The organism is Mucilaginibacter flavus (assembly GCF_030409315.1).
GTDB lineage: Bacteria > Bacteroidota > Bacteroidia > Sphingobacteriales > Sphingobacteriaceae > Mucilaginibacter > Mucilaginibacter flavus.
The window spans coordinates 83,118-106,914 of sequence record NZ_JAUFPS010000095.1; the positions used below are offsets into that span (position 1 = coordinate 83,118).

Genomic DNA, 23,797 nt, shown 5'->3' on the forward strand with positions numbered 1-23,797 from the left:
TAGCTATTAATGATAAACGACGAAACAATAATTGAGAAAAAAGATGAGCTTTCTTTCATCGACTTTGACCGGGAGCATCATAGCGCTGCGTTTGACATCCCCCTCCGCGCGGATGCTTTTAAACTGGATGATGAAACAAAGATGGAACTGATTGAAAAACACTTCGCAGCGATCATGCAGGTTTTGGGTATGGATCTCGAAGATGACAGCCTCAAGGACACCCCAAAAAGGGTAGCTAAAATGTATGTAAAGGAAATCTTTAGCGGCCTGAACCCGGCAAATAAGCCAACGCCGACGCTGTTTAAAAATCCTTTTAATTACAGCCAGATGCTGGTAGAAAAAAACATTGCCGTATTCAGCAATTGCGAACATCACTTTGTTCCTATAACCGGGAAAGCTCATGTGGCTTACATCAGCAACGGGCATGTGATCGGTTTATCAAAACTAAACAGGATCGTGCAGTATTGCTCCCAAAGGCCGCAGGTGCAGGAAAGGCTGACCATTCAAATTGCCAATATGATGAAAGAAGCATTAGGGACGGAAGATGTCGCAGTAATTATTGATGCGCATCACCATTGTGTTTCCAGCAGGGGCATCAGGGATGCCGGCAGTAAAACCATTACTGCTGAATATAGCGGCAGGTTCCTGAATGCAGAAACGAAGAATGAGTTTCTTAAATATATAGGGTCATGAATTTTGAAGGAAAAAATATCGTGGTAGCCGGCGGAAGCTCGGGTATCGGTTTATCACTGGTAAAACTGTTAAGCAATCAAAAAGCCCAGGTGTATGTAATTTCAAGGACAGGTTCTGATGAATGGCCCCATAGTGTCAAACATTTAGCTTTGGATATAAACGGGAATCCGGATGCGCTTGCAGGCTTCTTGCCGGACCAGGTACATGGGGTGGTCTATTCCATCGGCAGTATCAACCTAAAGCCTTTTAACCGCCTGACCGAAGATGATTTTTTAAACGATTACCGCATTAATGTCGTGGGCGCTGTTAAAGTGATCCAGCAATCGCTTAAACAACTTAAAAATGCAGGCGAAGCATCTATCGTTTTAATCAGCTCCGTTGCCGCTAAAAGCGGTATGCCGTATCATGCCAGTATATCGGCTGCTAAAAGCGGATTGGAAGGCTTGGCGCTATCACTTGCGGCAGAACTTGCGGCACAGCATATCCGGGTGAACGTTATTGCTCCTTCCCTTACAGATACACCAATGGCCCAAAACCTGCTGAGTACTCCTGAAAAAAGAGAAGCTTCGGCAAAAAGGCATCCATTGGGGAAATTCGGCCTGCCGGATGATATCAGCCAGGCTGCAGCATTCTTACTTTCAGACGAAAGCGGTTGGATGACGGGGCAGGTTATCGGTATAGATGGCGGGCTTGGTAAATTAAAAGTAAGCTGATATGATAAACATTAATAGCGAGCAGCTCTCCGAAATGGAGAAATATTACCGCATCAACCTGATCAATAGTTTAGCGGGCTACAAGTCCCTTAATCTGTTGGGTACTATAGACAACGATGGGATCACTAATCTTTGTATAATCAGTTCTGTATTTCACCTGGGTGCCAATCCCCCGCTTATCGGTATGGTTATCCGCCCGGAAAGACCGCATAACGACACCCTGAGAAATATCAAATCGGTAGGGCAATATACGCTTAACAACGTCTTGCCTGAATGGTATATGCACGCACATCAAACCAGTGCAAGTTATCCTTCAGGAGTATCCGAATTTGATGCCTGCGGTTTCAAAAAAATTTATGCAGATAGATTTAAAGCTCCTTTCGTGGAAAAATCGACCGTCAGGATTGGTCTTGAGATGCGGGAGTTTATCGATGTGGAGCTTAATGGCACCACCATCGTTATTGGCGAAGTGGTCAGAATCATGACTGATGATTCGTTAATTGAAGAAGATGGAACAGTTAATCATATCTGTGCTAAAACAATGACGGTAGCGGGACTGGATAATTATTGTCTTCCGCAAGCCGTGGGCCGTTTGGCGTATGCAAAACCTGGTGTTGAGCCACATGAATTATCTATGGTAAAATAAATTATCCGCTATGGCACAAGAAAAAGATCCGGATGTAATTATCGTAGGTGGTGGTATTGCCGGCTTAACCGCCGCAAAAGTGTTAAAATCGGCCGGCAGATCAGTATTGATTCTTGAAGCCTCCGACGGTATTGGCGGAAGAGTGAGGACCGATACCGTACAGGGCTCTTTGTTGGACCGCGGTTTCCAGGTATTCCTAACAGCTTATCCTGAAGCTAAATATTTATTGGATTACAAAGCGCTTGATCTTAGAACTTTCGAACCGGGCGCGCTGATCCTTAATCAGGAAGGGATCACGGAAGTCGGTGACCCGTTAAGGAGGCCGTCATCTCTGATCAGGACGCTTTTATCTCCTGCCGGCACGTTACCGGATAAGCTGCGTATGCTTCGGTTGAAGCTGATGCTAAGCCGCAAAAGCCTGGAGGATATATTTTCAGAAAATGAGACCAGCACGATGGCCTACCTGAAAAATGCAGGCTTTAGTGAGTTCATGATTACCCGGTTTTTTAAGCCGTTTATGACCGGTATTTTCCTGGAAAACAAACTGACAACCTCCAGCCGGATGTTTGAGTTTGTATTTAAGATGTTCAGTGAAGGCGATGCAGCAGTACCGGCACACGGAATGGGCATGATCCCTTTGCAATTAGCGAAAGGTCTCTCAGACAAAGAATTGATTTTTAATGAAAGGGTTACGGCAATTGATGGCAGCACCGTAAAAAGCGCTACCGGAAAAACTTTTCAGTCCGCCCATGTAATAATAGCTACGGATCAACTGCATTTACCGCAGCCTTATCAGCACCTGGCAAAGTCTTACCATTCGGTAATCAATATGTATTTTATCGCTTCAAAGCCACCTTTTAACAGGCCGCTTATTGCGCTGAATGCCTTGCCGGGAAAGTTGGTAAATAATATAGCGGTAATGAATCAGGTATCGCCTTATTATGCTCCCGGTGTCGATTCCCTCATTTCGGTTTCACTGATCGGCGATTTTTCGGGCGAAAGCGTTATTAAACTCAGGAGTGAGGTGATCCGTGAGATGGCGTGCTGGTTTCCTGACGCGATCAATTGGAAACATTTGAAAACTTATACTATCAATTATGCTTTGCCAAATGATGACCGGGTGCTTAACCATCCGGAAATCTTAAGATTAAACGACCGGTGTTTTATCTGCGGCGACCATTTACTAAATGGCTCGATTAATGCAGCGATGAAAAGCGGGCGATTGGCTGCAGAGGCTGTTATCAGCGGGTGTTAAGCAATGGGATATCAAAAAATATATGGAAGTGAGTTTTTGGCTGCTAAAAGACTAGTTGGTGATCCCGTCGCTGATGCATTTATCCTGCAAGTATTTAGAGACGCTGATCAAAAAAAAGAATTGCAACAATGGTTAAATAGAGCGAGCGGTAACCATGAGTTAAAAGCTTTGGCAGAAATTTTTCCCGGATTGCAGCTTATTAAGGAGGCTGCACATTTACCTGCCTGGGCTGATCAGAAGTTGATGAAAGCCGGGTCGGACTTTTTCATCAGGCATTCTACCACCATCATGAGTTTGCTTGGCTTGATGTCACTTCCCTATTGTTATACAGCCGCTAACGGTGCCAGGGTGCTGTATTTATCGGAGCGCATGCGAACTGATGCGACTAAAAGATTATATGAGACTGCGATCTTTGTTTGGGAAGCGATGGCCCCGGATGCTTTCGGACCAACGGGAAAAGTTTTTACAGAAACCTTCAAAGTAAGGTTAATGCATGCCGCGGTGCGTTACTATACGCTGCAAAGCGGAAAGTGGGACGATTCCTGGGGTGTGCCTATCAACCAGGAAGATATGGCAGGTACCAATCTTTCTTTTTCATTGATCGTAATCAGGGGCCTCAGGTTACTGGGGTTCACGATAAATCAAGCTGATCAGGTCGCATTTATCCACCTATGGAATGTGATCGGCTTTTTGTCAGGTTTGGATGAAGACCTGATTCCCACCAAACCAGGATTAGCAGTAATGCTTGATGCCGAAATCAGCAGAAGACAGTTTGCCGGCTCAGCTCACGGCAGAGAATTAACCAGCGCACTTACAGCACATATTATTTCAGTCAATAAAGGTAAAGTTAAGGCAAATGACATCCTGGGCTTAATGAAATATTTGCTGGGGAAAGATGTCGCGGCAACACTTTCCATTGATGTACCGGACTTACCCAAATACAAGATTTCGCTGCTCCGTACGACAAACCTTATTAAAAGTTTTATGCCCCAGGGCAATACTGATCTTACTTACCAAAGAGCTTATTCAACATTCAAATCACAAAAACCACTTTAACAAAATAAAAGATTTTAAATTTGACCGATATGACAATCATTACAAGCCCTTAAATTATGAAATCCTACAAGCTCATTCATCAATTACTAAGTCTCCTGGAGCAACTGGAGGAGGAAAACAATGGTGAAGAAGTTTCTATCCAGGACTTTACGGGCTTTTTGTTAAGTCATATCGGAGACCCGGCTGCTGATTCTGTCAACGGCGATGTCCGGTTTGGCAAAAACGAGAATATGGCGCAGGATATTGCCTATCAACTGGACAATAATATCGGCAGATTATTTGTTTACATGAGCCGCTATGCCAAATCCTATATAAAAAAGGCATTAGAAGGCACGCCGCTTCAAACCGCTGAAGAATTTACCGGACTTGCCATCTTACTCACACATGACCAACTTTCGAAAACCGAGCTGATCAGCCATAACTTACAGGAAAAGGCATCGGGAACTGAAGTTATCCGACGCCTGATCGCGGCAGGGCTCGTTAAACAGTGGGACAACATAAAAGACAAACGCGGCAAACATATCGGGATAACAGACCAGGGAAAGGAATTATTATACCGGGTATTTGTCGATATGAGCTACGTGGGCAAAATGATCACCGGTAATCTGTCCATCTCCGAAAAACTGACGCTACAATACCTCCTGCAAAAGCTGGAGAATTTCCATTATGAGCATCATGAGAAAAAAACCATTAATACTAAAGATGATTTAAAGATTTTTTTAACAGAAACTGAAGAGAACAAGGTAAAGTAATTTGCCGTTTTACCAAAGACTTACTTTTGATATTCAAATCATTCAACTTTATAACATTGGAACTATGCCGGAAGTAAGGAAATCAGCGGCGGTATTCGTAAATGTTAATTATATGACCTTCGGGATCAGCAACAGCTGCTCCTTTTCCCCATCCCATCTGCTGTTTATCTGCAACGATTTGACAACCGCTTTGCGTTAAGCGTTCAAAATACTGATCGAATAAATCAACTTCAATTCCGATTTCGAAACCATTGTTGCCAGGCGCGGTTTGCGCATTTCCATTTTGCTGGATAAGGATATTACAGCCTGTGCCTCCTTTAATTAAAAAGAATCCCGGGGCATGTGACCTTTGCTCATCTAATTCAAAATTCAGAACATCCACATAAAAGTCTTTAAGTTCACACGGATTGTCTGAGACAAGATTGATACTATCTAGTTTTGCTTTCATTTAACAAAATTAGCCCGTAATAAACTACTCAATTTGTAAAAAAGCGACAATCTTAAATTAGCAGTTTCTTTTTTTGCCGGACATATTCGATAAAATCGCTGGGGTTCTGATTACTGAATCTGCGAAAATCATTACTTAAATGAGCAAGGTCAGTAAAATTTAGACTGCACGCCAGATCGGTAAGGTCGGTATCAGGGTGATTCCACAAAAAATTTCGGATAAATTCAAATCTAACTTTCCGGGCAAGTCCTTTTGGGGTTTGTCCAATCATTTTACGAAATATCCTTTCCATGGTACGATTAGTTGTAAAACTCGCTCCCGAAATTGCAGAGGCACTGATAACTCCTTTTTTTTCGATTATTTCACGGCACGAATTCAGCAGCCTGCTATCGGTATCAAAAAGTTTAAGGGACGATGAAAAATAGTCTTCGAAAAGCTCCAATACACTTTCCGCTGGATTTTTAGTAATGACCTGTACGATTGCTGAATATAGTTCCGTTAGCGACAGAGGCAATCCTATAATAGGTTCGGCCGTGTTTAGAAACCCAAGGCATATGAACGGATAAAGACGCACTCCTACAATGAAAATATCTCCGCGTGCCTTAATATAAAGCGGTTTTTCCAATAGATTAACTGCAAAACAGTCCGGTAATACTTCTTCAGAATTTCCTTTTACAAGGATGCACGGACTCTTAAAACTAAAAATTAATTCCCGGTAACTGTCAGGAAGGATTTCAACAGGTTTTTCGCGGGTATCAAACGACCTCGTTATGGACCAAAAACACTTAATATATTGGTTTAAAGGTAATTTTGGAGATAAGTCCTGATAGGGCATAATATCTATTTCAAATTATCGATATAAAACTAATATAGTTAAATGAGATTAACTAAAAACACAATAGTCAGCCAATAATCGTCTTTCAGATGAAATTTATATAAAGCAGCAAAGTCACCTTATGGCTTGTGCTGCTTTACTTTTAAAAATTAGACAATTTATGAATTACCGTACTGGTCTTTGCTCAATCGATTTTCCATTTGATGTTGTTTAAATTAGTATTGTAACATATCGCCATTCTAAAAGGTGAAGGTCAGCAAAAATTTATCGATAACTCCATATCTCTTTTATGGTATTTTAGTAGCAAAATCATTTGCCTGTGTTTGATCTTAATGTTTACAGCGTTTTATTATTACCCGCTTTCATTCAAGGTGTTCTTTTCACCGGGCTTTGTCTGCTGCGCTATTGCCGGGAGAAAAAATTACATGATCTGTTGCTGGCGCTGCTGTTGCTGTTGTTGACCATAAGGCTTAGCTATTGGATGTTGGGTTTCGCCGGATGGTACGACCGCCATAATGCGCTGACGACTTTTATGTTTTATTTCCCATTCAATACTTTAATATTGATTGGCCCGTGTTTGTATTTTTATTTTCTAAGCCTGACTAACAGGGATTTCCAATTGTCGCGAAGCCATTGGCCGCATTTTATATTGCCGCTTACTTTATTGTTCTTGTACCTGATTAAATTTTCAGCTGACTTTCTATATCACCGTCCATTTCCAGATAATGAGGCCTATCAGTTTGGTACGCACGGTCCTTTTGCCGAACTGGACAAGACAGCTTTAGTCTACCTTATTTCGTATAGCTCTTTATTATTCTATTTCTTTATCATATTGCGCAACTTCAGAGGGTACAAATCCTATTTGGTCGCTCATTTTGCCGATCTGCAGGGCATTGAATTGGGCTGGCTGCGCGGCTTGATTGCTTTTATCGCGACTGCCTTATTTGTCTTAGGCTGCTTTTACATCGCCGATTTATTTATACCGTTAAGTTATATCGTAAACTGGTATCCTTATTTATTGCTGGGACTATCGATCTACTACATAAGCATCAATGGCTATTTTTATTCTCCGGGCCTGTTCAGGCATTTACAATTCTCGATAACCAAAATTGACGAGCAGTTCAAAACGCCGGCTTTACCGGATATTGCGCAATGGAAACAAAACCTGGACAAATTTATGGTGATAGAGCAACCTTTTTTGGATTCGGAAATTAATTTGGCGCTGCTTGCCAGGAAGCTGGGTACGAATACGCAGATTCTTTCCAAAGTCATTAACGAAGGTTACGGACAAAATTTCAACGATTATATTAACGGCCTTCGTGTAAAAGCTGTTATTGAACAATTTCGGCTTCAGGCGCACGAAAAATACAACCTGATGGGGATTGCCTGGGATTGTGGTTTCAATTCAAAAACAACGTTCAACCGGGCTTTTAAAAAAGTGATCGGGCAAACCCCAACAGTTTTTATTGAACAATTAGACGGTTCAGATCATGATTTGAACCCCTGATACCGCCGCACCGGTGCATTTTTGCACCATGAAAACTATCAAAAACTTTTTCGTTCTACTTTGCCTATCCGGCTCACTAAAGGCTCAAACGCAAACCTTCAAAACTGTGCAGCCCGAAATGATGCAGCATGAATTGCAAATATTAAAAGCGGCACTGATCACACTCCATCCGGGAACCTACCGTTATGAGACCCCGGCATCGATTGATTCCGTGTTCGCAGTTTTTGATCGAAGGGAAGCTAAACCGATGTCACAAAACCGATATTTTATCCTTACCGGTCAGTTGCTGACGCATATACATTGCGGTCATACTTATACAAATTACTGGAACCAGCCCAAAGTCATCAGTAACGCGCTTTTCTCTAAAACCTGCCTGCCACTACTTTTCCGTATGATCGGCCGGCAAATGATCATTACCGATAATCTTTCTGACAGTAAAAAAATAAAACCCGGCGATGAGTTAGTCGCGATTAATGGCATTCCTGTGAAAAGAATTGTGGACAGTTTAATCACAGTAAGCCAGTCAGACGGGTTACATGGCTTACCACGGAAGTTGGACAATATTAGCGTTGAACCGCTGGATGCCGACACGTCTAATTATAATTTATTTGATATTTATTTCCCCTTATTTTTTCCGCAAAATTTTGATACTGATCATTACCGGTTGAAGTTAAAGGCATTCAACGGCGGTATGTATGAAGATCAGGTTAAATCGCTGAGCCGAACTGCCCGCCTCACAACTTATAACAGGCGTTTTGGCGTTTTGCCCGTTCATGAAAAAGATTGGTCGTTAAAATTTCTGAACGAACAAACAGTTTGCTTCACGATAGGCGACTTTGAGACCTGGGAATGGAAAGCTGATTACCACAAATATCTCGACAGCATATTTACGGTTTTAAATCAAAAAAAAGTGCAAAACCTTATTGTCGACATTCGTGGTAACGGGGGCGGCGACGACGCAGCGCGGGATGAAGTATTTTCATATTTGACGGACAAACCCTTTGGGTGCGATGACCCGATGCACCGGCGAATCCGTTTTCTGGTTATCCCCGATACATTATTACCTTACCTAAAAACCTGGGACAAGTCATTTAAAGAACCCAAAGATCCGAATAGGTATAAAAAACTACCGGGGGGCTGGTATGAAAACAAAGCGGATAGTCTGGGAGCTTGTGTACCGGTGCAGCCCAAACCCAACCATTTTCAAGGCCGGCTATTCTTATTGACCGACGGGCGCAACAGCTCCACTACCTTTACACTCGCCAAAATGTTCCGCATGGCACATGCCGGTGAGATTATCGGTGAAACAACCGGCGGCAACCAACAGGGTATCAACGGCGGCCAGTTCTTTTTTCTATACTTGCCTGAATCAAAAATAGAAGTCGATATCCCGCTGATATGGGGTGCGTACACTGGTAACAAAGCTGATACCGGGCTTCAGCCGGATATCGCTGTCTCCATTACCGCTGCTTCGGTCAGCAGGAACGATGATGCTGTATTAGACTTTGTATTGAATCAGATCGCCACCGGAAAATAAACATAAAACATTACCTTGCTGTAAATTATGCAGGTTACATTTTACTGGATAACTATTTTGTTGGCGGTCATCGTCTCGCAATCAATTTTTGCGGCCGGCTTATTGTTATTTAGCCGCGATAACCGTACATCTAACCGTTTCCTGGCGGTACTGATCCTAACCATAGCTTTATGGTTATCAGATGACTTTATGCGTATGTCGGGTATATACCGTCAAAAGCCCGGCTGGTATTTTTTACCGCTGTTCTATTCTTTCGGGTTCGGTCCTTTGATTTGGTTTTATGTCCGTAGCCTGGTCAATCACCAATTCCGTTTTAGCGGACGCTCTTTGCTTCATTTTATTCCACTTTTGATCCAGGTATCTTTATATCTTGTGCTCACTTTTTCTTCCTATTCTACCAAATACTGGTATTGGGTACATGTCCATCGGCCCTATACCTACCGGCTGGAGTTTGACGGAACCTGGCTGTCTTTGGTCATTTACCTTATGCTGTCATTCAGGCTTGTTAGGGGCTACCAGGGCTGGCTGGTGAATAATTTTTCCGAAGTATCCCGAATACGGCTGAACTGGTTAAAGCTTTTACTTGGCGCACTAATCGTGTTATGCATCCAATGGCTGGTAGAAATTGTACTTCGGGACGGCTTTAATATCTATTTCAATTATGACTATACTGTTGAACTCTTAGGGTTGCTGGTTCTGATCCTCGGTATCGCCGGTCTGCGGCAGGCTAGTCTTGCTGCTGTTGCCTATCCGGATGAACCCGCTGACAAAGCAGTACCCGATTTCCAACCCGATCCGGATATACTCGATAAAATCAGCGCTGCTATGGAGAAGAAGAAACTTTATCTGAACCCCACCTTATCGCTTGCCGAATTTTCAGCAGTACTGCAATTAAACAGCCGCGCCGTATCCCGGCACATTAATGCTGGTTTTCATCATTCCTTTAATGACTTTGTGAACCAATACCGGGTGGAAGAAGTCAAGCGCCGGCTTCTGTCCGGCGAGTTAGAAAAGTTTACCATTATGGGCATTGCGCTCGACTGCGGTTTCAACTCCAAAACCAATTTTAACCGGATATTTAAGGAATTCACCGGGCAATCACCTTCCGATTTCAGTAAACAGGTGCCATAAACGGAATATGGTACGTACCATATAATGATCTGATACTTTAACACGCAACATAGCCCTCATCTTTGCATTACCAAAGGTCAAAATATGGTACGCAAATCAATCCTTTTTACTTTTTTTATGCTGCTTAACATCAGCAGTTTGTTGGCACAGCAAGTCTGGTCGGATCATTCCAGATTGTTACCGGACAAGCTGCGCGGAGTTCCAACCGCAATATTGATTATTCATGCACCGACGCCTGTTTACCCGGAACCGAACACAGATACAATCGATTACCCGGGTAAATATATCTGGAAGCATCAAACCACAGTAAGCTCAAAACAAGATCTGACTGTTATCGAAGCCGGCAGTTATATATGGGTGGGCGACAAAGGCTGGATCGCCAATATTCACATGGATAATGCGGGCTTCGCCCAACGTTTCAAATGTCCCGGCGGCATCCTCAAAAAGGGATGGAGCTATACCTTTTTCAAAAACTGGCGTTATGGCGATGTTATTTATGCAGGGGACGCTTTATGGTTCGTATTTGCAAAAGATAAAAGGGGCAAATTGTATAAAGGAATAGCAGTCGTGGAAACAGAAGGGATATTAAAAACAAAAAATAATTAAATATGAAGCATTTATTAATTACGCTTAGCTGTTTGATTTGCATGCAAAGCGGCGTTACGGTAAAACAAAATGAATTGGATAGTATGATCGGTAAAAAATGGGCCGGGACGCTGACTTACCTGGATTATACAACCAACCAATTAGTACCTATAATGACCGAATTAACGGTAACGGCTTCTTCAAAAGGTCCCGGAATTTACAACTGGGCAACGGCATATCCACAGGAACCCTCGCACAATAGTACCGACGAACTGGTGATCAGCGCCGATGGCAAAGTGTTTGACGGAGAAGCTGTCAAAGCGCGCACCGTGTTGGATGACGGAACAATCCGATTTACTACCCAAAAGGAAGGTAATGACAACCATAAACCTGCGGTTTTCAGGTTAACTTATTTGTTAAACGCCCGATCATTTTCGCGAAAGAAAGAGGTTTGTTTCGAGGGCGAAAAACAATGGTTTACAAGGAATGAATTAGTTTTAAAAGCGAAATGAGATGAAAAAGACTTTATTATATTGCTGCTGCGTATTGCTGTTAACGGCTACAGGATTTAAAAACGCAGAAACATTAAATTACACGATCGATACCAAGGCCAGTTCGCTGAAATGGACAGGTCATGCTCAGACGGGCGTGTATTCTCCAAGCGGAACAATCAATGTAAAGTCGGGGAAGGTGAGCATGAATCAATATAACATGATTACGTCCGCGAACATCGTCATCGACATGACTACCCTTCACCAGGATAAGGAGGAAATGGAAAATCATTTGAAAGGGGCCGATTTTTTTGATGTCGCAAATTTTCCCGAAGCACAATTCAAATTTACCGGTGTTAAAGGTATCACGGCTAGGGGTCAACTAACAGTCAAAGGCGTTACCCATGAGATAAGTTTTCCGCTTACAGTGACCCACCACGGCGATCAGATCGAAGTTAAAGCGAACCTGGAAATAGACCGGACTTTATACGGAATTAAGTATAATTCCACATCCTATTTCCAGGATCTTGGCAGCTATGCGATCAAAAACATATTTGATTTGGAGGTCGATATATACGGAATCAAAGCAAACTAATTAGCCACTGTCACCTATAAAATACATATCTCCATTTACTTAAACTTAATTCCGGCGAAAAAACGCATGATATTAAAAAGAGTATTATACTACTGTTTCAGGTAAGGTTCTAAAGCGACCAACTCCCCCCGCGTTTTCGGGCCTCCGGTGAAAGCTCCGCCATCGGTCACAACATAAAGTGTATTTCTGTCGTGTTCAGTTTTCCCAAAGACAGCATCAGTAGCACCCACGATGTGCTGTTCCATTTTCCCGACGATCGTCCGCCCGCCATCGGGCGAGACGCGCACAACTGTGTTATACGGATGGGTGGTTATGAAAAGAGACCCATCCATACCAATAGCAAAGTCATCACCCGGAATACCGGAGGCCATCACTGAAGCCGGGCTAAATTGCCCTTGAGCGTTCATAGCGTATCGAAGAACGGTTGTACGATCTGAGACGGTCACGAGCAAATCGTGCCCTTTAAAATGCAGGCCGTTTGCTCCGGGAGCGAGCGATATATAGGCTCGTGCCTGAAGTGCAGCGTCCCGTATTGCTACCTCAACATGGCCATTTTTAGGGTCTACCCGCCAAATGACGCCCAATGAACTGTCGGGTGAATAGAGCATACCATCGGGGCCAATATCCAGACCGTTTGGCCAGGCGCCTGCAGGAAACTGTGCAAGCGACAGTGCCTGGCCGCTGGCATCAATATGCCAGATATAAGACGTGTCACCGTGTCCAGTAAGATAAATAGAGTTATCTTGAGTCACCACCGGTACACCGGAGGTCAGCCCTTTTGGAGTTCTGAAAATGATCCTTTCATTGCCATCCGGCTTGCGTGCAATCAGTTCACCATGGGCCTCACGATAGTAATCAGCTTTAGAAAAGTCGAGGCCGCGATTGCCGGACAGATAAAGAGTACCATCTTCGCCCGCGGCAATTCCTTCGAACCAAAGGCCTTCATCGTAAGTCTTGATAACGCGTGCGCGGCTTGGCTTGAAAGGAAGGTCTGCGGCTTTGGGCAGGGCAATTACTTTAAGCCCCAGCGGCTGAGTTATTGCTACCACTATCGAAGCCATAGCCAACACCAACGGCAGCGGCCAGAAGTATGCTGTCTTCATACGCGTTGCGCGAACCGCTAAGGGCAGCGAAGAAGCAAAAGCGATACACGAGGAGAAAAATGCGATGAACGGTACAGCGATTCCGATAAGAGTTATGATAAACGCGATCCAGTGTACTGCCGCCTGCACAATTCGCATTAACCCCGATTGTACGAATGAGGCATTCAACTTTTCAAAGCGTCGTACCCGAAAGGTAATAATAACTGCCGCTAGCAATGAGGAAAAGCAGACAATCAACTGAAATAAAAGGGTGACAATATTCATAAACGTCCCTCCATTTTAATCAACAATACAAAGACCTTAATATTGATATCTAAGTCACGGGATTGCGTTTTTGCAATTACTCCGTATGTTACTGAAATTTTTTGCATACTTTTTTTATTTGATCAAAATTAGAAGCATGCTAAGCCGAATTTCTTAACAAAAGATAAGAATAATACCAGTGCGGCTGGTCGGATGTCAGGTGTGGATCCTGTTGGTTGAGAGGGTTGAATTCATGATGCGTTTTCTGATTCGTGAAAGCGATACTGCTGTAATACCTATAAATTGTGCAATATATTGCACAGGAATACGCTTTACGATGTCTTTACCTGATTTCAATAAATCAAGGTATCTTTGTTCGGGTGTTTTTATAACAAACGACTTTATCCGGTCCTCAAAAAGGATATTAAAAGATTCCGATATCAACCTGCCGAATCTTTCCATTTTACATGACAATAACGGATGTTTTAGCATCGCTTCCATATTCTTTTTCGAAATAGTGACAAAAATCGTATCTTCTAATGTTTTGATATCATAAAGACAAGGTTCTTCTGCGAGATAACTCTTTAAGGCCGTGACGAAGCTATTCTCGAAACTAAAGTAACCCGTGATTTCTTGTCCGTTAATTACATTACAAAAACGCACCGCACCATTGATAATAAAACCAAGCTCTCTGCAAATTTTACCATACTCAACAAAGCAGCGATTTTTTTTTACTTTTTTTATTTTTAAAAAGCCTGTAAATGCATACCATTCTTCATCATTAAACGTGATGAAATTTTTAATTTTCTCCCTGTATGAAATTAAAATCACTTCCCTATCCATTTCTCAGGCTTAATTATCTGCATTCATCCTAATACTCTGTAATCCTTTTAGCCATACCATTAAAAATAAAAATATGGAATGGAAACATGAGCGCCCAATATAACCTGCCCCATAACCCTTTGGGTCGGAAGGTAGCAATTTGACTTAGGAACTTTTCATTGCGATGCTCTATGATTTTAAATTCAAGCCACGCTTCGCCGGGTAACTTCATTTCGGCATAAAGTAATAATCGCTTACTCACTTTGTCCGCTAAGAGTACACGCCAGAAATCGATAGCATCACCCGGAGAAATATTATTCACACTCGTCCGTCCTCGCCTTGATCCGACCCCGCCTACCATTTTATCTAAAAACCCGCGTAGGTTCCATATCCAGTTCCAGTAATACCAACCCCGTTTGTCACCAATTGACCAGACATTATTAAGAACCTCCCGACTGTCACGAACGAAGGGAACTTTTACTTTATATTCCAGTGTTCCATTTTGAGGGACCTTAAATTGATCCATAAAACCAGGCTTAAGATAACCCTTATTGAGCGCGTCTTTCCAGCTGGATGCTATGGAGTTTTGTTCAATCTGCACGAAAGCTAATTCCAGTGCCTCGCGATAAGTAACGCATGTGTGAGGCACGACATCATTGATCGAATTGTCCCGGCATATGGTTTCATTTTTCATGCTATCCACCAGGCTTTGGGCCAGTGAATAACTGATGGATGTTACAAAATACAGCCAATAGGATGATATTTTAGGTGAAAGAAACGGAAGGGTGACGATGTAACGTTTTAAATTACGCACACTGGCATAGGTGAGCATCATCTGCCTGAATGTTAATATGTCCGGACCACCGATGTCAAAAGTGCGGTTGAAAGATTTTTCATTTAGTAATATACCTTCCAGGTAAGCTAAAACATCGCGTATGGCAATGGGCTGGCAGCGTGTATTGACCCATCGGGGTACGGTCATCAGCGGCAGTTTTTCGGTCAGGTCCCGGATAATCTCAAATGATGCGCTGCCTGATCCGATAATAATTGATGCTCTCAGTACGGTTAACGCCGCTCTGCAATCCCCTAAAACAGTTTCAACATTCCGCCTCGAAAGCAGATGTCGTGACAGGTGGTCATCATTACTGATGCCGCCCAGGTAAATAACCTGTCTGCACTTAGTTTTATTAAGGGCCTGAACAAAGTTGGTCGCAGAATTTGCTTCAAGCTCTGCAAAATTGTGATGTTGTGCCATGGAATGGACCAGATAATAGGCCGCATCAATATCTTCAGGAAACTGCTCTATAGTTTCAGAAAGAAGCAAATCACCTGTAATCAGGGAAACGTGATCCAAATGATCGGTTGTTTCGTGAAATCTCCTTTTGTCGCGCACAAGACACACCACATCATGCCTTTTTTTTAAAAGCATGGGAATTATCCGGGTACCAATGTATCCGTTCGCGCCTGCTATGAGTATTTTCATTAAACTTCAGAAGTTAAATAGAAAACAAATTATTAATATTCCAGCACTATATGTGGTTTATAAGTATCGGTTTTTACCCTGGCTTTGAGTTCATGCAAAATGCTGTATAACCCAAAATTAGTACGGTTGATATAAATAAAGTGCTTTACTCCCCTGGGCTGTTTAAACTCCGGCATTTTGGCTATTTTTTCACCGAAACCATATAAATCGTCGAAAAATGCATTCTCCCCAAAATCAAAATGATCGGTGATATAAGGTTTGGCAAATAAACTGATCATTTGCTTATACATCTCATAGTAAAACTCGATCTGCTCCGGTGCATCCGTTTTGTGGATCATTTCCAGCAGCCGGAAAGCTTTGATAGTTTCCTCTTTGTTTTCTAAGAGATCGGCGGATATCAATGAAAAAAACGGGTAATAGAAGTTCTCAGGCATTTCCTTAATACAGCCAAAGTCTATGATACCCAGGGTGCCGTTATGAGTGATCAAAAAGTTACCCGGGTGCGGGTCAGCATGAACAGCCCGTAATTCATGTTGCTGAAAATTGTAAAAATCCCACAGCGCCTGTCCTATCTGGTCGCAAAGTTGTTGCGAAGGATTAGTTTGCAAAAACTCCCGTAAGTGCTTCCCTTCTAACCAATCCATCGTGATTATCCTTTTACTGGATAACTCCGGGTAATATTTTGGAAAGACAACGTTTTCCAGATTAACACAAGCGTTGGAAAATTCTATTGAACGGCGTACTTCCAGCTCATAATCTGTTTCTTCAAGCAGTCGCTCTTCGACTTCATTCATGTAAATATCCAAGTCTTTGCCGCTGATACCCATGACACGGAAAGCAAAAGGTTTTACCAGCTTCAGGTCTGAAGAAATGGAATCGCCAACGCCTGGATACTGTATTTTAACGGCCAGTTTTTTCCCATTGAGCTCAGCCTGGTGCACCTGGCCAATAGAAGCTGCATTAGATGATTTAGCATCGAATTTATCAAATATCTGATCGGGTGATTTTCCAAAATATTTTTTAAATGTTTGAACGATCAGCGGACCCGAAAGTGGCGGCGCGTTATATTGAGATTGAGAGAACTTACTGACATAGGCTTCCGGCAGCAGGTTTTTGTCCATACTCAGCATCTGAGCCACTTTGAGAGCGCTGCCCTTCAGTTCGCTTAATGATTCATAAATGTCAGTGGCATTGTCTTCATTCAGCTGGGATTTGTCGAGGTCAGGATTGAAAAGCTTTTTTGAATAATGCTTGATGTAATTACCGCCAACTTTAAGGCCCGTTTTTACAAACTTTCCCGATCGTTGAACTTTACTGGTTGGTATGCTATTTTGCTCCTTTGGCGTGTGGTCACTCATCTATAATCCTGCTTATATATTATATACATATTAAAGGTCGCTAAACCCCATTGTCTCTTTTAGACCGCCATTCTTCACCAGGAACTTACCATATTCAAATAAGTTGTCAATCGGGGAACGCTGGAAAAGATCAAATGTAACGTTCAAACCTTTTTCGATAGCCTCGTCAGTTTTCTCAAAGCCCGCGGAATTGTCATTTATCCAAAAATTAAGGACGAATCCAAACTGCAGCCATAATGCATCCTTATAACGTTTCGAGAAAAATTTTCGATCTGATAATTCACCGCTCTCCAGGCCACTGTTTAATATTCCGCTGCTAAAGTTTGCAAATACTTCTTTTAATCCTCCAAAAACACGGGGAGTAGCCAACCCCTTAGGAAGATGTTTGACGGTGTAAACCGCAAAACTGCGGCTGCCTTTAAGCAGCTCAAAAAAGCTGTAGAAAAATGACAGGGCTTTCTCACGCGCACTGTAACCGGTCCAAACATCTTGTCCCTCGATCTCTTTAATGGTTGTTTTTGCAAAATCTGTCCAGATATTTTGTTCCAGGGCGTCAAATGACCCGAATTGACTATAAAAGTCAGCCTCGGTCATCTTGTGTTTTTTTGCAAACATGTAAACTGATTTAGGTTGAACGCCCTCCGTCAGTACATAATCCATATAAGCTTTCTTTATACTTTCAATGGTTGCCATAATGAAGATTTCTTGAAATAAACAGTGTAAAACTAAACGTAACTGATTTATCAAATGTCACACTTATTCAATTAAACACAGATAATGATACAATATTATACTTTTTTAATGAATTTTAAGGTGCTATCATACTATATTTGACAGATGATTTTTGGATTCAATTTCCAATTCAGTAATATTTCAAAGATCACTTTATATTAATTCTGCTCAATGACGGAGACTTTCATATTCGACACCGCATCGACGGATCGCATCATAGAGATGGCCTGGGAAGACCGGACTCCATTTGATGCCATTAAAATCCAATTTGGAATCGGCGAACAGCAAACCATTGAACTTATGCGCAGAGAGATGAAGTCGTCGAGTTTTAGATTGTGGCGCAAGCGTGTTCAAGGCCGAAGCACTAAACACAGGAGACCAGATGAAGGTTCGTCTCTCAAATTTAAATGCAGCAGACAAAGGCATATAAGCGCCAATAAAATCAGTAAAAGAAGTTAACCGTTGATAACAGGCATTGATTTCAATCATCAATACAGGAATCCCTTTTTACAGTTAAACTATAAATGTGTCAGGTTAACACATAATTTAAATAATAACAGAAAAAATATGCCTGCAAAAAAAACCGCGTTAATCTGGTTTAAAACGAACCTTCGCTTGCGCGATAACGAATGCCTGTTTAAAGCGATTGCAGAAAATGATGAAGTCATACCATTTTATTGCCTGGATGACCAGCTTTTTCAAATTACAGCATTCGGGTTTAAAAAAGCCGGGGATTTTCGGTTGAAATTCCTGAAAGAAAGTTTGCTGCAATTGAATGAAGATTTACGCAATGCAGGCTCGGGATTGCTCTTGCTAAAGGGAATCCCGGAAAAAGAGATTTTGCGGCTTGCAAAAGAACAAGGTGCGCAAACTATTTATGCAGAAAAAGAAGTTGCACCCGAAGAGTTAACTATTGCAAAGAAAGTAGCAGTTGAACTACTTAAATTGGATTGTACTTTTTTAACCTATGAATGCCGTAATCTTTTTCACTCGTCCGATCTCCCGTTTCCTGTGGGGCAATTGCCGGAAATATTCACGGAGTTTAGAAAAAGAACAGAAAAAATAGTCCCCGTCAGGACGATATACCCTCAACCATCAATTATTGAATCACCTCCAATCGCACCATTGGATATAGCCATGCTTAATGAATTGATTTCAAGCGATATAACTATTGATCCACGGGCTGCTATACAATTTAAAGGCGGATCAGTAGCGGCGCACCGGCGTTTGCAGCACTATTTTTACGAAACGCAGGCCATAGCTACCTACAAAGAAACACGAAACGGGATGATTGGCGAGAGGTATTCTTCAAAATTCTCCCCATGGCTGGCTCTGGGTTGTATTTCCGCAAAAGAAATCTACTATGAAATAAAAGCTTTCGAAACTTTGCATGGAGCGAATGATTCTACCTACTGGTTGATTTTTGAATTGTTGTGGCGGGACTATTTTGGATTTTGCATGGAAAAAAATGCATCACGTTATTTCTTGAGATCAGGTAATCAGCCATCTAAACCGGCTGATACGAAAGAATTTAATGATGATCTGAATAAATGGATAAATGGTCAAACCGGGGTGCCTTTTATCGATGCCAATATGACTGAGCTAAAATTCACCGGCTTTATGAGCAACAGGGGACGACAAAATGTTGCCAGCTATTTATGCAATGACCTTAAAATGGACTGGCGATACGGAGCGGCCTATTTTGAGCAACAGCTGACCGATTATGATGTATGCAATAACTGGGGTAATTGGGCTTATCTTGCCGGTGTAGGGAATGACCCCAGAGCTGACCGCTATTTTAACATTGCCAAACAAGCGGCTATATATGATCCTGACGGCCGCTTTCAACGGCTTTGGCTTAATTATAAGCCACTGGAGAATGAAATGCGGTGGAATAGTAATGGATAGACTGCAAAGGTCTACTGGCTCATCCGGCGATTATGACCTGCAAGGAACCCATAAGCATATTCTTTTTGAAATTACTCCGAAAATTCGAGCCTTCAGACGTCTTTCGTTAACAAATAATACTTTTTAGCAGTTAAGATACCATGACAAATTCAGTTACCATAATTTTCCCTCATCAGTTATTTCAAAACCACCCTTCATTGCACAAGAGCCGTGTGGTCTATCTATCGGAAGAATGGCTGTTCTTCCGGCAATATAATTTTCATCAGCAAAAATTGGTACTGCATCGTGCAAGTATGAAATTTTATGAAAGCTGGCTGCAACAAAATGATTATACAGTTAAATACATCGACACAAACCAAAAAGAAAATGATTGCAGACAATTGGTGGCAAGCCTTGCCCGACAACAAATAGCCCATATACATATTGCAGCGGTGGCTGATAATTGGTTACTTAAAAGAATGCAGCATGCATGTGCTGGTAATAGCATAACACTGCACATTCTCGACAGCCCCAATTTTTTAAATACTACTAAAAGCACCGAAGATTATTTTAGCAGGAAAAAGGCCTATTTTCAGACTGATTTTTATAAATGGCAGCGGCAGCAGCGGAACATTTTGCTGGAAAGTGACGGACAGCCAATTGGCGGTCAATGGACTTTTGATTCGGATAACCGGGAAAAGTTCCCTAAAAAAGAAAAAGCGCCGGCACTTGAAGTACCACAGGAGAACAAATTCATTACAGAGGCTAAACAATATGTACAGGAAAATTTTTCTAATAATTACGGAGATATAGACAATGCATGTTTGTTTGTGGTAACGTTTGAAGATGCCGAAAACTGGTTAACCGATTTTTTAAAAAACCGGTTTGAAAAATTCGGAGTTTACGAAGACGCCATTTTATCGAGGGAAAACGTGCTCCACCATTCTGTATTAACCCCCATGCTTAACATCGGGTTGCTGCAGCCTATCCAAATTATCAACGCAGCATTGGCTGCGGCAACAGAATATGATATCCCTTTAAATTCTGTAGAGGGGTTTATAAGGCAAATTATGGGTTGGCGGGAATTCATCCACCTGGTATACGAACGCGAAGGCGGTAAACAACGCACTGCTAACTATTGGAAATTTAAAAGAAAGATCCCCTATAGCTTCTGGACGGGAGAAACAGGTGTTGCACCCATTGATATCACCATTAAAAAGATCTTAAAAACGGGGTATTGCCACCACATCGAACGACTGATGGTACTTGGAAATTTTATGCAGCTGTGCGAATTTGACCCCGATGAGGTGTACCGCTGGTTTATGGAAATGTTTATCGATGCTTACGATTGGGTAATGGTACCGAATGTTTATGGCATGACCCAGTTTGCCGACGGCGGACTGATGACTACAAAACCGTATATCAGCGGCAGTAATTATTTAACGAAAATGAGTGATTATGAAAAGGGTGAGTGGCAGCCTTTATGGGACGGATTATTTTGGCGGTTCATGCACGGTCACAGCAGTTTCTTTTTGAAAAACCCACGTTTAGGTATGCTGCTAAATACCTTTGATAAAATGGCGCCCGAAAAACAGCAAGCTCATTTAAGCACCGCTGAAAAGTTTTTAGAACAACTGGATAGCCAAACAAAGGAATGAATAATGTAAAAAAACAAAATTTGCCTGTCAAAATTTGTATTGTTTGCAACAGGCCTTTTACCTGGCGTAAAAAATGGGCCAAAGTTTGGGATGAGGTTAAGTATTGTAGTGACCGATGCCGAAATAATAAATAGCTTTTCGTATACCATACCAATTAGCTATTGAAGGAATTGTCTAAACTATATGAATCAAAAATTTACCTGTCCGGGTTAGTTGGTTTAAACAGATTTGTCAATTGAATGAGACCCTGAATTCCAAAGGAGAAAGTTTAGTTTTTGCCTTGAACAATTTAATATCCGCCAAACAAAAATGATGTAAAAACAATCTATAAGATAAGGGATAAGTAATAGCTGATTTGAGTATCAATCCAAACCTCTCTGACCTGACCAAGATTTCCGGAATGAGCGAGAGTAAAATCAAGCGACTATTCAAACATATTTTTGGTAATACACTTTACAATTACTATCAATATTTACGTATCCAACAGGCAGCTTTCCTGATCAAAGAACAACACCTTTCAATTTCAGAAGCAGGTTATCAAATGGGGTTTACCAATCTCAGCCACTTCGCACGCATATTTGAAAGGCATAAGGGAATCAAGCCAAAGAAATATGCAAAGGCATTTTAGTTTTCATAATAATCGAACTTGATTCTTGTGTCGTTTAGTGATAGGCGATTGTTTTTAAGGCTGTCTTAAAACTATCCGCTCCGCGAAAAATATTCAAAGAAGGAAAAATGCTATACAAAGTGGTAAGAATAATTCGATTTATCTGCTCATCTTTAGGTTTTGTAACATTACTGATGAAACTTCAATTATTGCTCACTCATATCCGACAATTTGTTGACTTGAAAGAAGAAGATCAAACTCTACTAGATACACTCGTGATTGAAAGGCCATTTAAAAAAGGGGAACTCATCGTAAAAAGCGGTGATGCCGCACGTTATCTAGCCTATGTGAACTCCGGTTATACAGTTACCTATTTTACTGATTCAGCTGGTAATGAGCATGTAGTGCGCTTTGCCGCCCCCGGTTGGTGGACCGGTGACGTTTACAGTTTAGGTTCGGAACCGGTGACCCCTTTGACTACAAGGGCCCTTTGTGATGGAAGTCTGCTGTTGCTTCCCCGGACAGTGCACAACCAATTATTAAAAGACCATCCCAAGTTTGAACGTTATTTCCGGCACTTGTTTCAAGGGGCGCTGATGCGGCACCAAATGCTTTTCGTAGAAAGCCGTTCCTTAACTGCGGAACTTCGCTATCTTAAATTTCAAAATACCTTTCCGGGCATCGAACAGTTTCTTCCTCAGAAATATATTGCTTCTTACCTGGGTATCACCCCTGAATTCCTGAGCAAGCTGCGCAGGACTCTCGCAAACAGTAAGGCTTAATCTGGATTAAGTTAAAAGCATTGTTTTCTTAATCTGGTTCATTACCGGTGAGCTTTCTGCAGGCTACTTTTGTTGGGTGTTATTTAAACAATCGACGTTATGCAAGAAACCACTACATCCAACTGGAAAATTGACCCTGGTCACTCCAACCTGCAATTTAAAATCAAACACATGGGTATTGCCTATATTATGGGAATTTTCAATGAATTTGAAGGACAGGTAACTTCTAATCACGAAGACTTTACGGACGCATCGGTAACCTTACAAATTGATGCTACGAGCATCAACACTAATAATAAAGTTCGCGATGAGCATCTAAATTCGGATTTCTTTTTTGACACTGCGCAATTCCCCCAAATTAATTTTCAGGGTCAATTAAAAAAAGCAGTAACAGATTATGAACTCGATGGAGAATTAACCATACGCGATGTTATCAACAAGATCAAATTACGAGCGGTATTAACTGGGAGCGGCTTTGGTCGTTGGGGTGATAGTCGGATCGGATTCGAACTCAGCGGGGAGATTAACCGTAAAGAATATGGTTTAACCTTTAATGTGCTAACGGATGCTGGTGGTGTGATCGTCGGGGACGTTGTGAAATTACAAATGGACGTGGAACTTATTAAAACCTAATATCAGCCTCGTTTACATTTATAAATTAAACTTAAGTAGTGTATCATTTTGGCAGTCTTTAAATTAATACCTTTTTTTACTCGCTGCTCGTGTCATTACTGACGAATTGTAAAAAATTATCAAATAAGACTTTTACATCCAATAGAAGGTAGAATGGAATATATGTTGTCAACATGGTTAAAGCAAGCGCAATTGGAAGGATCAAAAGGACTTGAAGTACCCTTAAAAATCCGTCTATTCCTAAA

26 protein-coding genes are annotated in these 23,797 nt (G+C 41.8%); 19 read left to right on the plus strand and 7 right to left on the minus strand.

Translation table 11 applies throughout. The features are described 5' to 3' along the window. The first annotated feature begins 9 nt into the window (after nt 1–9). From folE to QWZ17_RS27575, 6 genes are read left to right on the plus strand one after another with little or no spacing between them, the layout of a single operon-like run. On the plus strand, nt 10–693 hold the full coding sequence (gene folE / locus QWZ17_RS27550; RefSeq protein ID WP_290308569.1) for a GTP cyclohydrolase I FolE: 684 nt from the start codon (nt 10–12) through the stop codon (nt 691–693). Then, nucleotides 690–1,406: an SDR family NAD(P)-dependent oxidoreductase gene (locus tag QWZ17_RS27555; protein ID WP_290308570.1), complete on the plus strand. Its 717-nt coding sequence runs from the start codon at nt 690–692 to the stop codon at nt 1,404–1,406. The genes folE and QWZ17_RS27555 overlap by 4 nt, the downstream gene beginning before the upstream one ends. Before the next feature lies 1 nt (nt 1,407). Further along, on the plus strand, nt 1,408–2,052 hold the full coding sequence (locus tag QWZ17_RS27560; RefSeq protein WP_290308571.1) for a flavin reductase family protein: 645 nt from the start codon (nt 1,408–1,410) through the stop codon (nt 2,050–2,052). Nucleotides 2,053–2,062: 10 nt separating this feature from the next. Then, on the plus strand, nt 2,063–3,307 hold the full coding sequence (locus QWZ17_RS27565) for an NAD(P)/FAD-dependent oxidoreductase (RefSeq protein WP_290308572.1): 1,245 nt from the start codon (nt 2,063–2,065) through the stop codon (nt 3,305–3,307). Nucleotides 3,308–3,310: 3 nt separating this feature from the next. Further along, the gene (locus QWZ17_RS27570; RefSeq protein WP_290308573.1) at nt 3,311–4,363 is read left to right on the plus strand and encodes an oxygenase MpaB family protein; all 1,053 of its coding nucleotides are present in this window, start codon (nt 3,311–3,313) and stop codon (nt 4,361–4,363) included. A 56-nt stretch (nt 4,364–4,419) separates the two neighbouring features. Continuing rightward, entirely contained in the window at nt 4,420–5,115 is a 696-nt protein-coding gene (locus QWZ17_RS27575; RefSeq protein WP_290308574.1) for a MarR family winged helix-turn-helix transcriptional regulator, read from the plus strand. A gap of 82 nt (nt 5,116–5,197) precedes the next feature. On the opposite strand, the gene QWZ17_RS27580 is transcribed toward QWZ17_RS27575, so the two are convergent. Further along, nucleotides 5,198–5,563 carry a VOC family protein gene (locus QWZ17_RS27580; RefSeq protein WP_290308576.1) on the minus strand — a complete coding sequence of 122 codons (366 nt, stop codon included), beginning with the start codon at nt 5,561–5,563 and terminating at the stop codon, nt 5,198–5,200. Between the two features lie 52 nt (nt 5,564–5,615). After that, entirely contained in the window at nt 5,616–6,398 is a 783-nt protein-coding gene (locus QWZ17_RS27585; RefSeq protein WP_290308577.1) for an AraC family transcriptional regulator, read from the minus strand. An 832-nt stretch (nt 6,399–7,230) separates the two neighbouring features. Here QWZ17_RS27585 and QWZ17_RS27590 point away from each other — a divergent pair. From QWZ17_RS27590 to QWZ17_RS27615, 6 genes are all read left to right on the plus strand, one after another. Then, on the plus strand, nt 7,231–7,905 hold the full coding sequence (locus QWZ17_RS27590; RefSeq protein ID WP_290308578.1) for a helix-turn-helix domain-containing protein: 675 nt from the start codon (nt 7,231–7,233) through the stop codon (nt 7,903–7,905). Between the two features lie 106 nt (nt 7,906–8,011). Then, nucleotides 8,012–9,442, plus strand: a complete 1,431-nt coding sequence (locus QWZ17_RS27595) for a S41 family peptidase (RefSeq protein WP_290308579.1) — start codon at nt 8,012–8,014, stop codon at nt 9,440–9,442. A gap of 27 nt (nt 9,443–9,469) precedes the next feature. Then, a complete protein-coding gene (locus QWZ17_RS27600; RefSeq protein ID WP_290308580.1) occupies nt 9,470–10,573 on the plus strand; it encodes a helix-turn-helix domain-containing protein in 1,104 nt (367 codons plus the stop codon). A 117-nt stretch (nt 10,574–10,690) separates the two neighbouring features. Then, entirely contained in the window at nt 10,691–11,179 is a 489-nt protein-coding gene (locus tag QWZ17_RS27605; RefSeq protein WP_290308581.1) for a hypothetical protein, read from the plus strand. 2 nt (nt 11,180–11,181) lie between these two features. After that, on the plus strand, nt 11,182–11,670 hold the full coding sequence (locus tag QWZ17_RS27610; RefSeq protein WP_290308582.1) for a hypothetical protein: 489 nt from the start codon (nt 11,182–11,184) through the stop codon (nt 11,668–11,670). Between the two features lies 1 nt (nt 11,671). Then, nucleotides 11,672–12,244 (plus strand): YceI family protein, encoded by a 573-nt coding sequence (locus tag QWZ17_RS27615; RefSeq protein WP_290308583.1) that lies wholly within the window; start codon nt 11,672–11,674, stop codon nt 12,242–12,244. A gap of 89 nt (nt 12,245–12,333) precedes the next feature. Here the strand turns inward: QWZ17_RS27615 and QWZ17_RS27620 are convergent, their stop codons facing one another. The 5 genes from QWZ17_RS27620 to QWZ17_RS27640 all read right to left on the minus strand — a co-directional run bounded on the left by QWZ17_RS27620 (nt 12,334) and on the right by QWZ17_RS27640 (nt 17,946). Then, nucleotides 12,334–13,611, minus strand: coding sequence for an SMP-30/gluconolactonase/LRE family protein (locus tag QWZ17_RS27620; RefSeq protein ID WP_290308584.1), 1,278 nt, complete (start codon nt 13,609–13,611; stop codon nt 12,334–12,336). A gap of 195 nt (nt 13,612–13,806) precedes the next feature. Next, entirely contained in the window at nt 13,807–14,433 is a 627-nt protein-coding gene (locus QWZ17_RS27625) for a Crp/Fnr family transcriptional regulator (RefSeq protein ID WP_290308585.1), read from the minus strand. A 28-nt stretch (nt 14,434–14,461) separates the two neighbouring features. Then, a complete protein-coding gene (locus tag QWZ17_RS27630; RefSeq protein WP_290308586.1) occupies nt 14,462–15,895 on the minus strand; it encodes an SDR family oxidoreductase in 1,434 nt (477 codons plus the stop codon). A gap of 32 nt (nt 15,896–15,927) precedes the next feature. Next, nucleotides 15,928–17,253, minus strand: a complete 1,326-nt coding sequence (locus QWZ17_RS27635; protein ID WP_290308587.1) for an ABC1 kinase family protein — start codon at nt 17,251–17,253, stop codon at nt 15,928–15,930. Nucleotides 17,254–17,283: 30 nt separating this feature from the next. Continuing rightward, complete coding sequence (locus QWZ17_RS27640; protein WP_290308588.1) at nt 17,284–17,946, minus strand: TetR family transcriptional regulator C-terminal domain-containing protein; 663 nt, start codon at nt 17,944–17,946, stop codon at nt 17,284–17,286. A 261-nt stretch (nt 17,947–18,207) separates the two neighbouring features. Between QWZ17_RS27640 and QWZ17_RS27645 the strand changes: the two genes are divergently transcribed. The 7 genes from QWZ17_RS27645 to QWZ17_RS27675 all read left to right on the plus strand — a co-directional run bounded on the left by QWZ17_RS27645 (nt 18,208) and on the right by QWZ17_RS27675 (nt 23,552). Then, nucleotides 18,208–18,444, plus strand: coding sequence for a TIGR03643 family protein (locus QWZ17_RS27645; protein WP_290308635.1), 237 nt, complete (start codon nt 18,208–18,210; stop codon nt 18,442–18,444). Nucleotides 18,445–18,552: 108 nt separating this feature from the next. Then, on the plus strand, nt 18,553–19,893 hold the full coding sequence (locus tag QWZ17_RS27650) for a DASH family cryptochrome (RefSeq protein WP_290308589.1): 1,341 nt from the start codon (nt 18,553–18,555) through the stop codon (nt 19,891–19,893). 140 nt (nt 19,894–20,033) lie between these two features. After that, nucleotides 20,034–21,530 carry a cryptochrome/photolyase family protein gene (locus tag QWZ17_RS27655; protein WP_290308591.1) on the plus strand — a complete coding sequence of 499 codons (1,497 nt, stop codon included), beginning with the start codon at nt 20,034–20,036 and terminating at the stop codon, nt 21,528–21,530. Beyond that, nucleotides 21,527–21,664 (plus strand): DUF2256 domain-containing protein, encoded by a 138-nt coding sequence (locus QWZ17_RS27660; RefSeq protein ID WP_290308592.1) that lies wholly within the window; start codon nt 21,527–21,529, stop codon nt 21,662–21,664. Before QWZ17_RS27655 ends, QWZ17_RS27660 begins: the two co-directional genes overlap by 4 nt. A gap of 221 nt (nt 21,665–21,885) precedes the next feature. Then, nucleotides 21,886–22,158: a helix-turn-helix transcriptional regulator gene (locus tag QWZ17_RS27665; RefSeq protein WP_290308593.1), complete on the plus strand. Its 273-nt coding sequence runs from the start codon at nt 21,886–21,888 to the stop codon at nt 22,156–22,158. A gap of 173 nt (nt 22,159–22,331) precedes the next feature. After that, nucleotides 22,332–22,919: a Crp/Fnr family transcriptional regulator gene (locus tag QWZ17_RS27670; protein ID WP_290308594.1), complete on the plus strand. Its 588-nt coding sequence runs from the start codon at nt 22,332–22,334 to the stop codon at nt 22,917–22,919. Between the two features lie 99 nt (nt 22,920–23,018). Beyond that, nucleotides 23,019–23,552 (plus strand): YceI family protein, encoded by a 534-nt coding sequence (locus QWZ17_RS27675; protein WP_290308595.1) that lies wholly within the window; start codon nt 23,019–23,021, stop codon nt 23,550–23,552. Nucleotides 23,553–23,797: the final 245 nt, after the last annotated feature.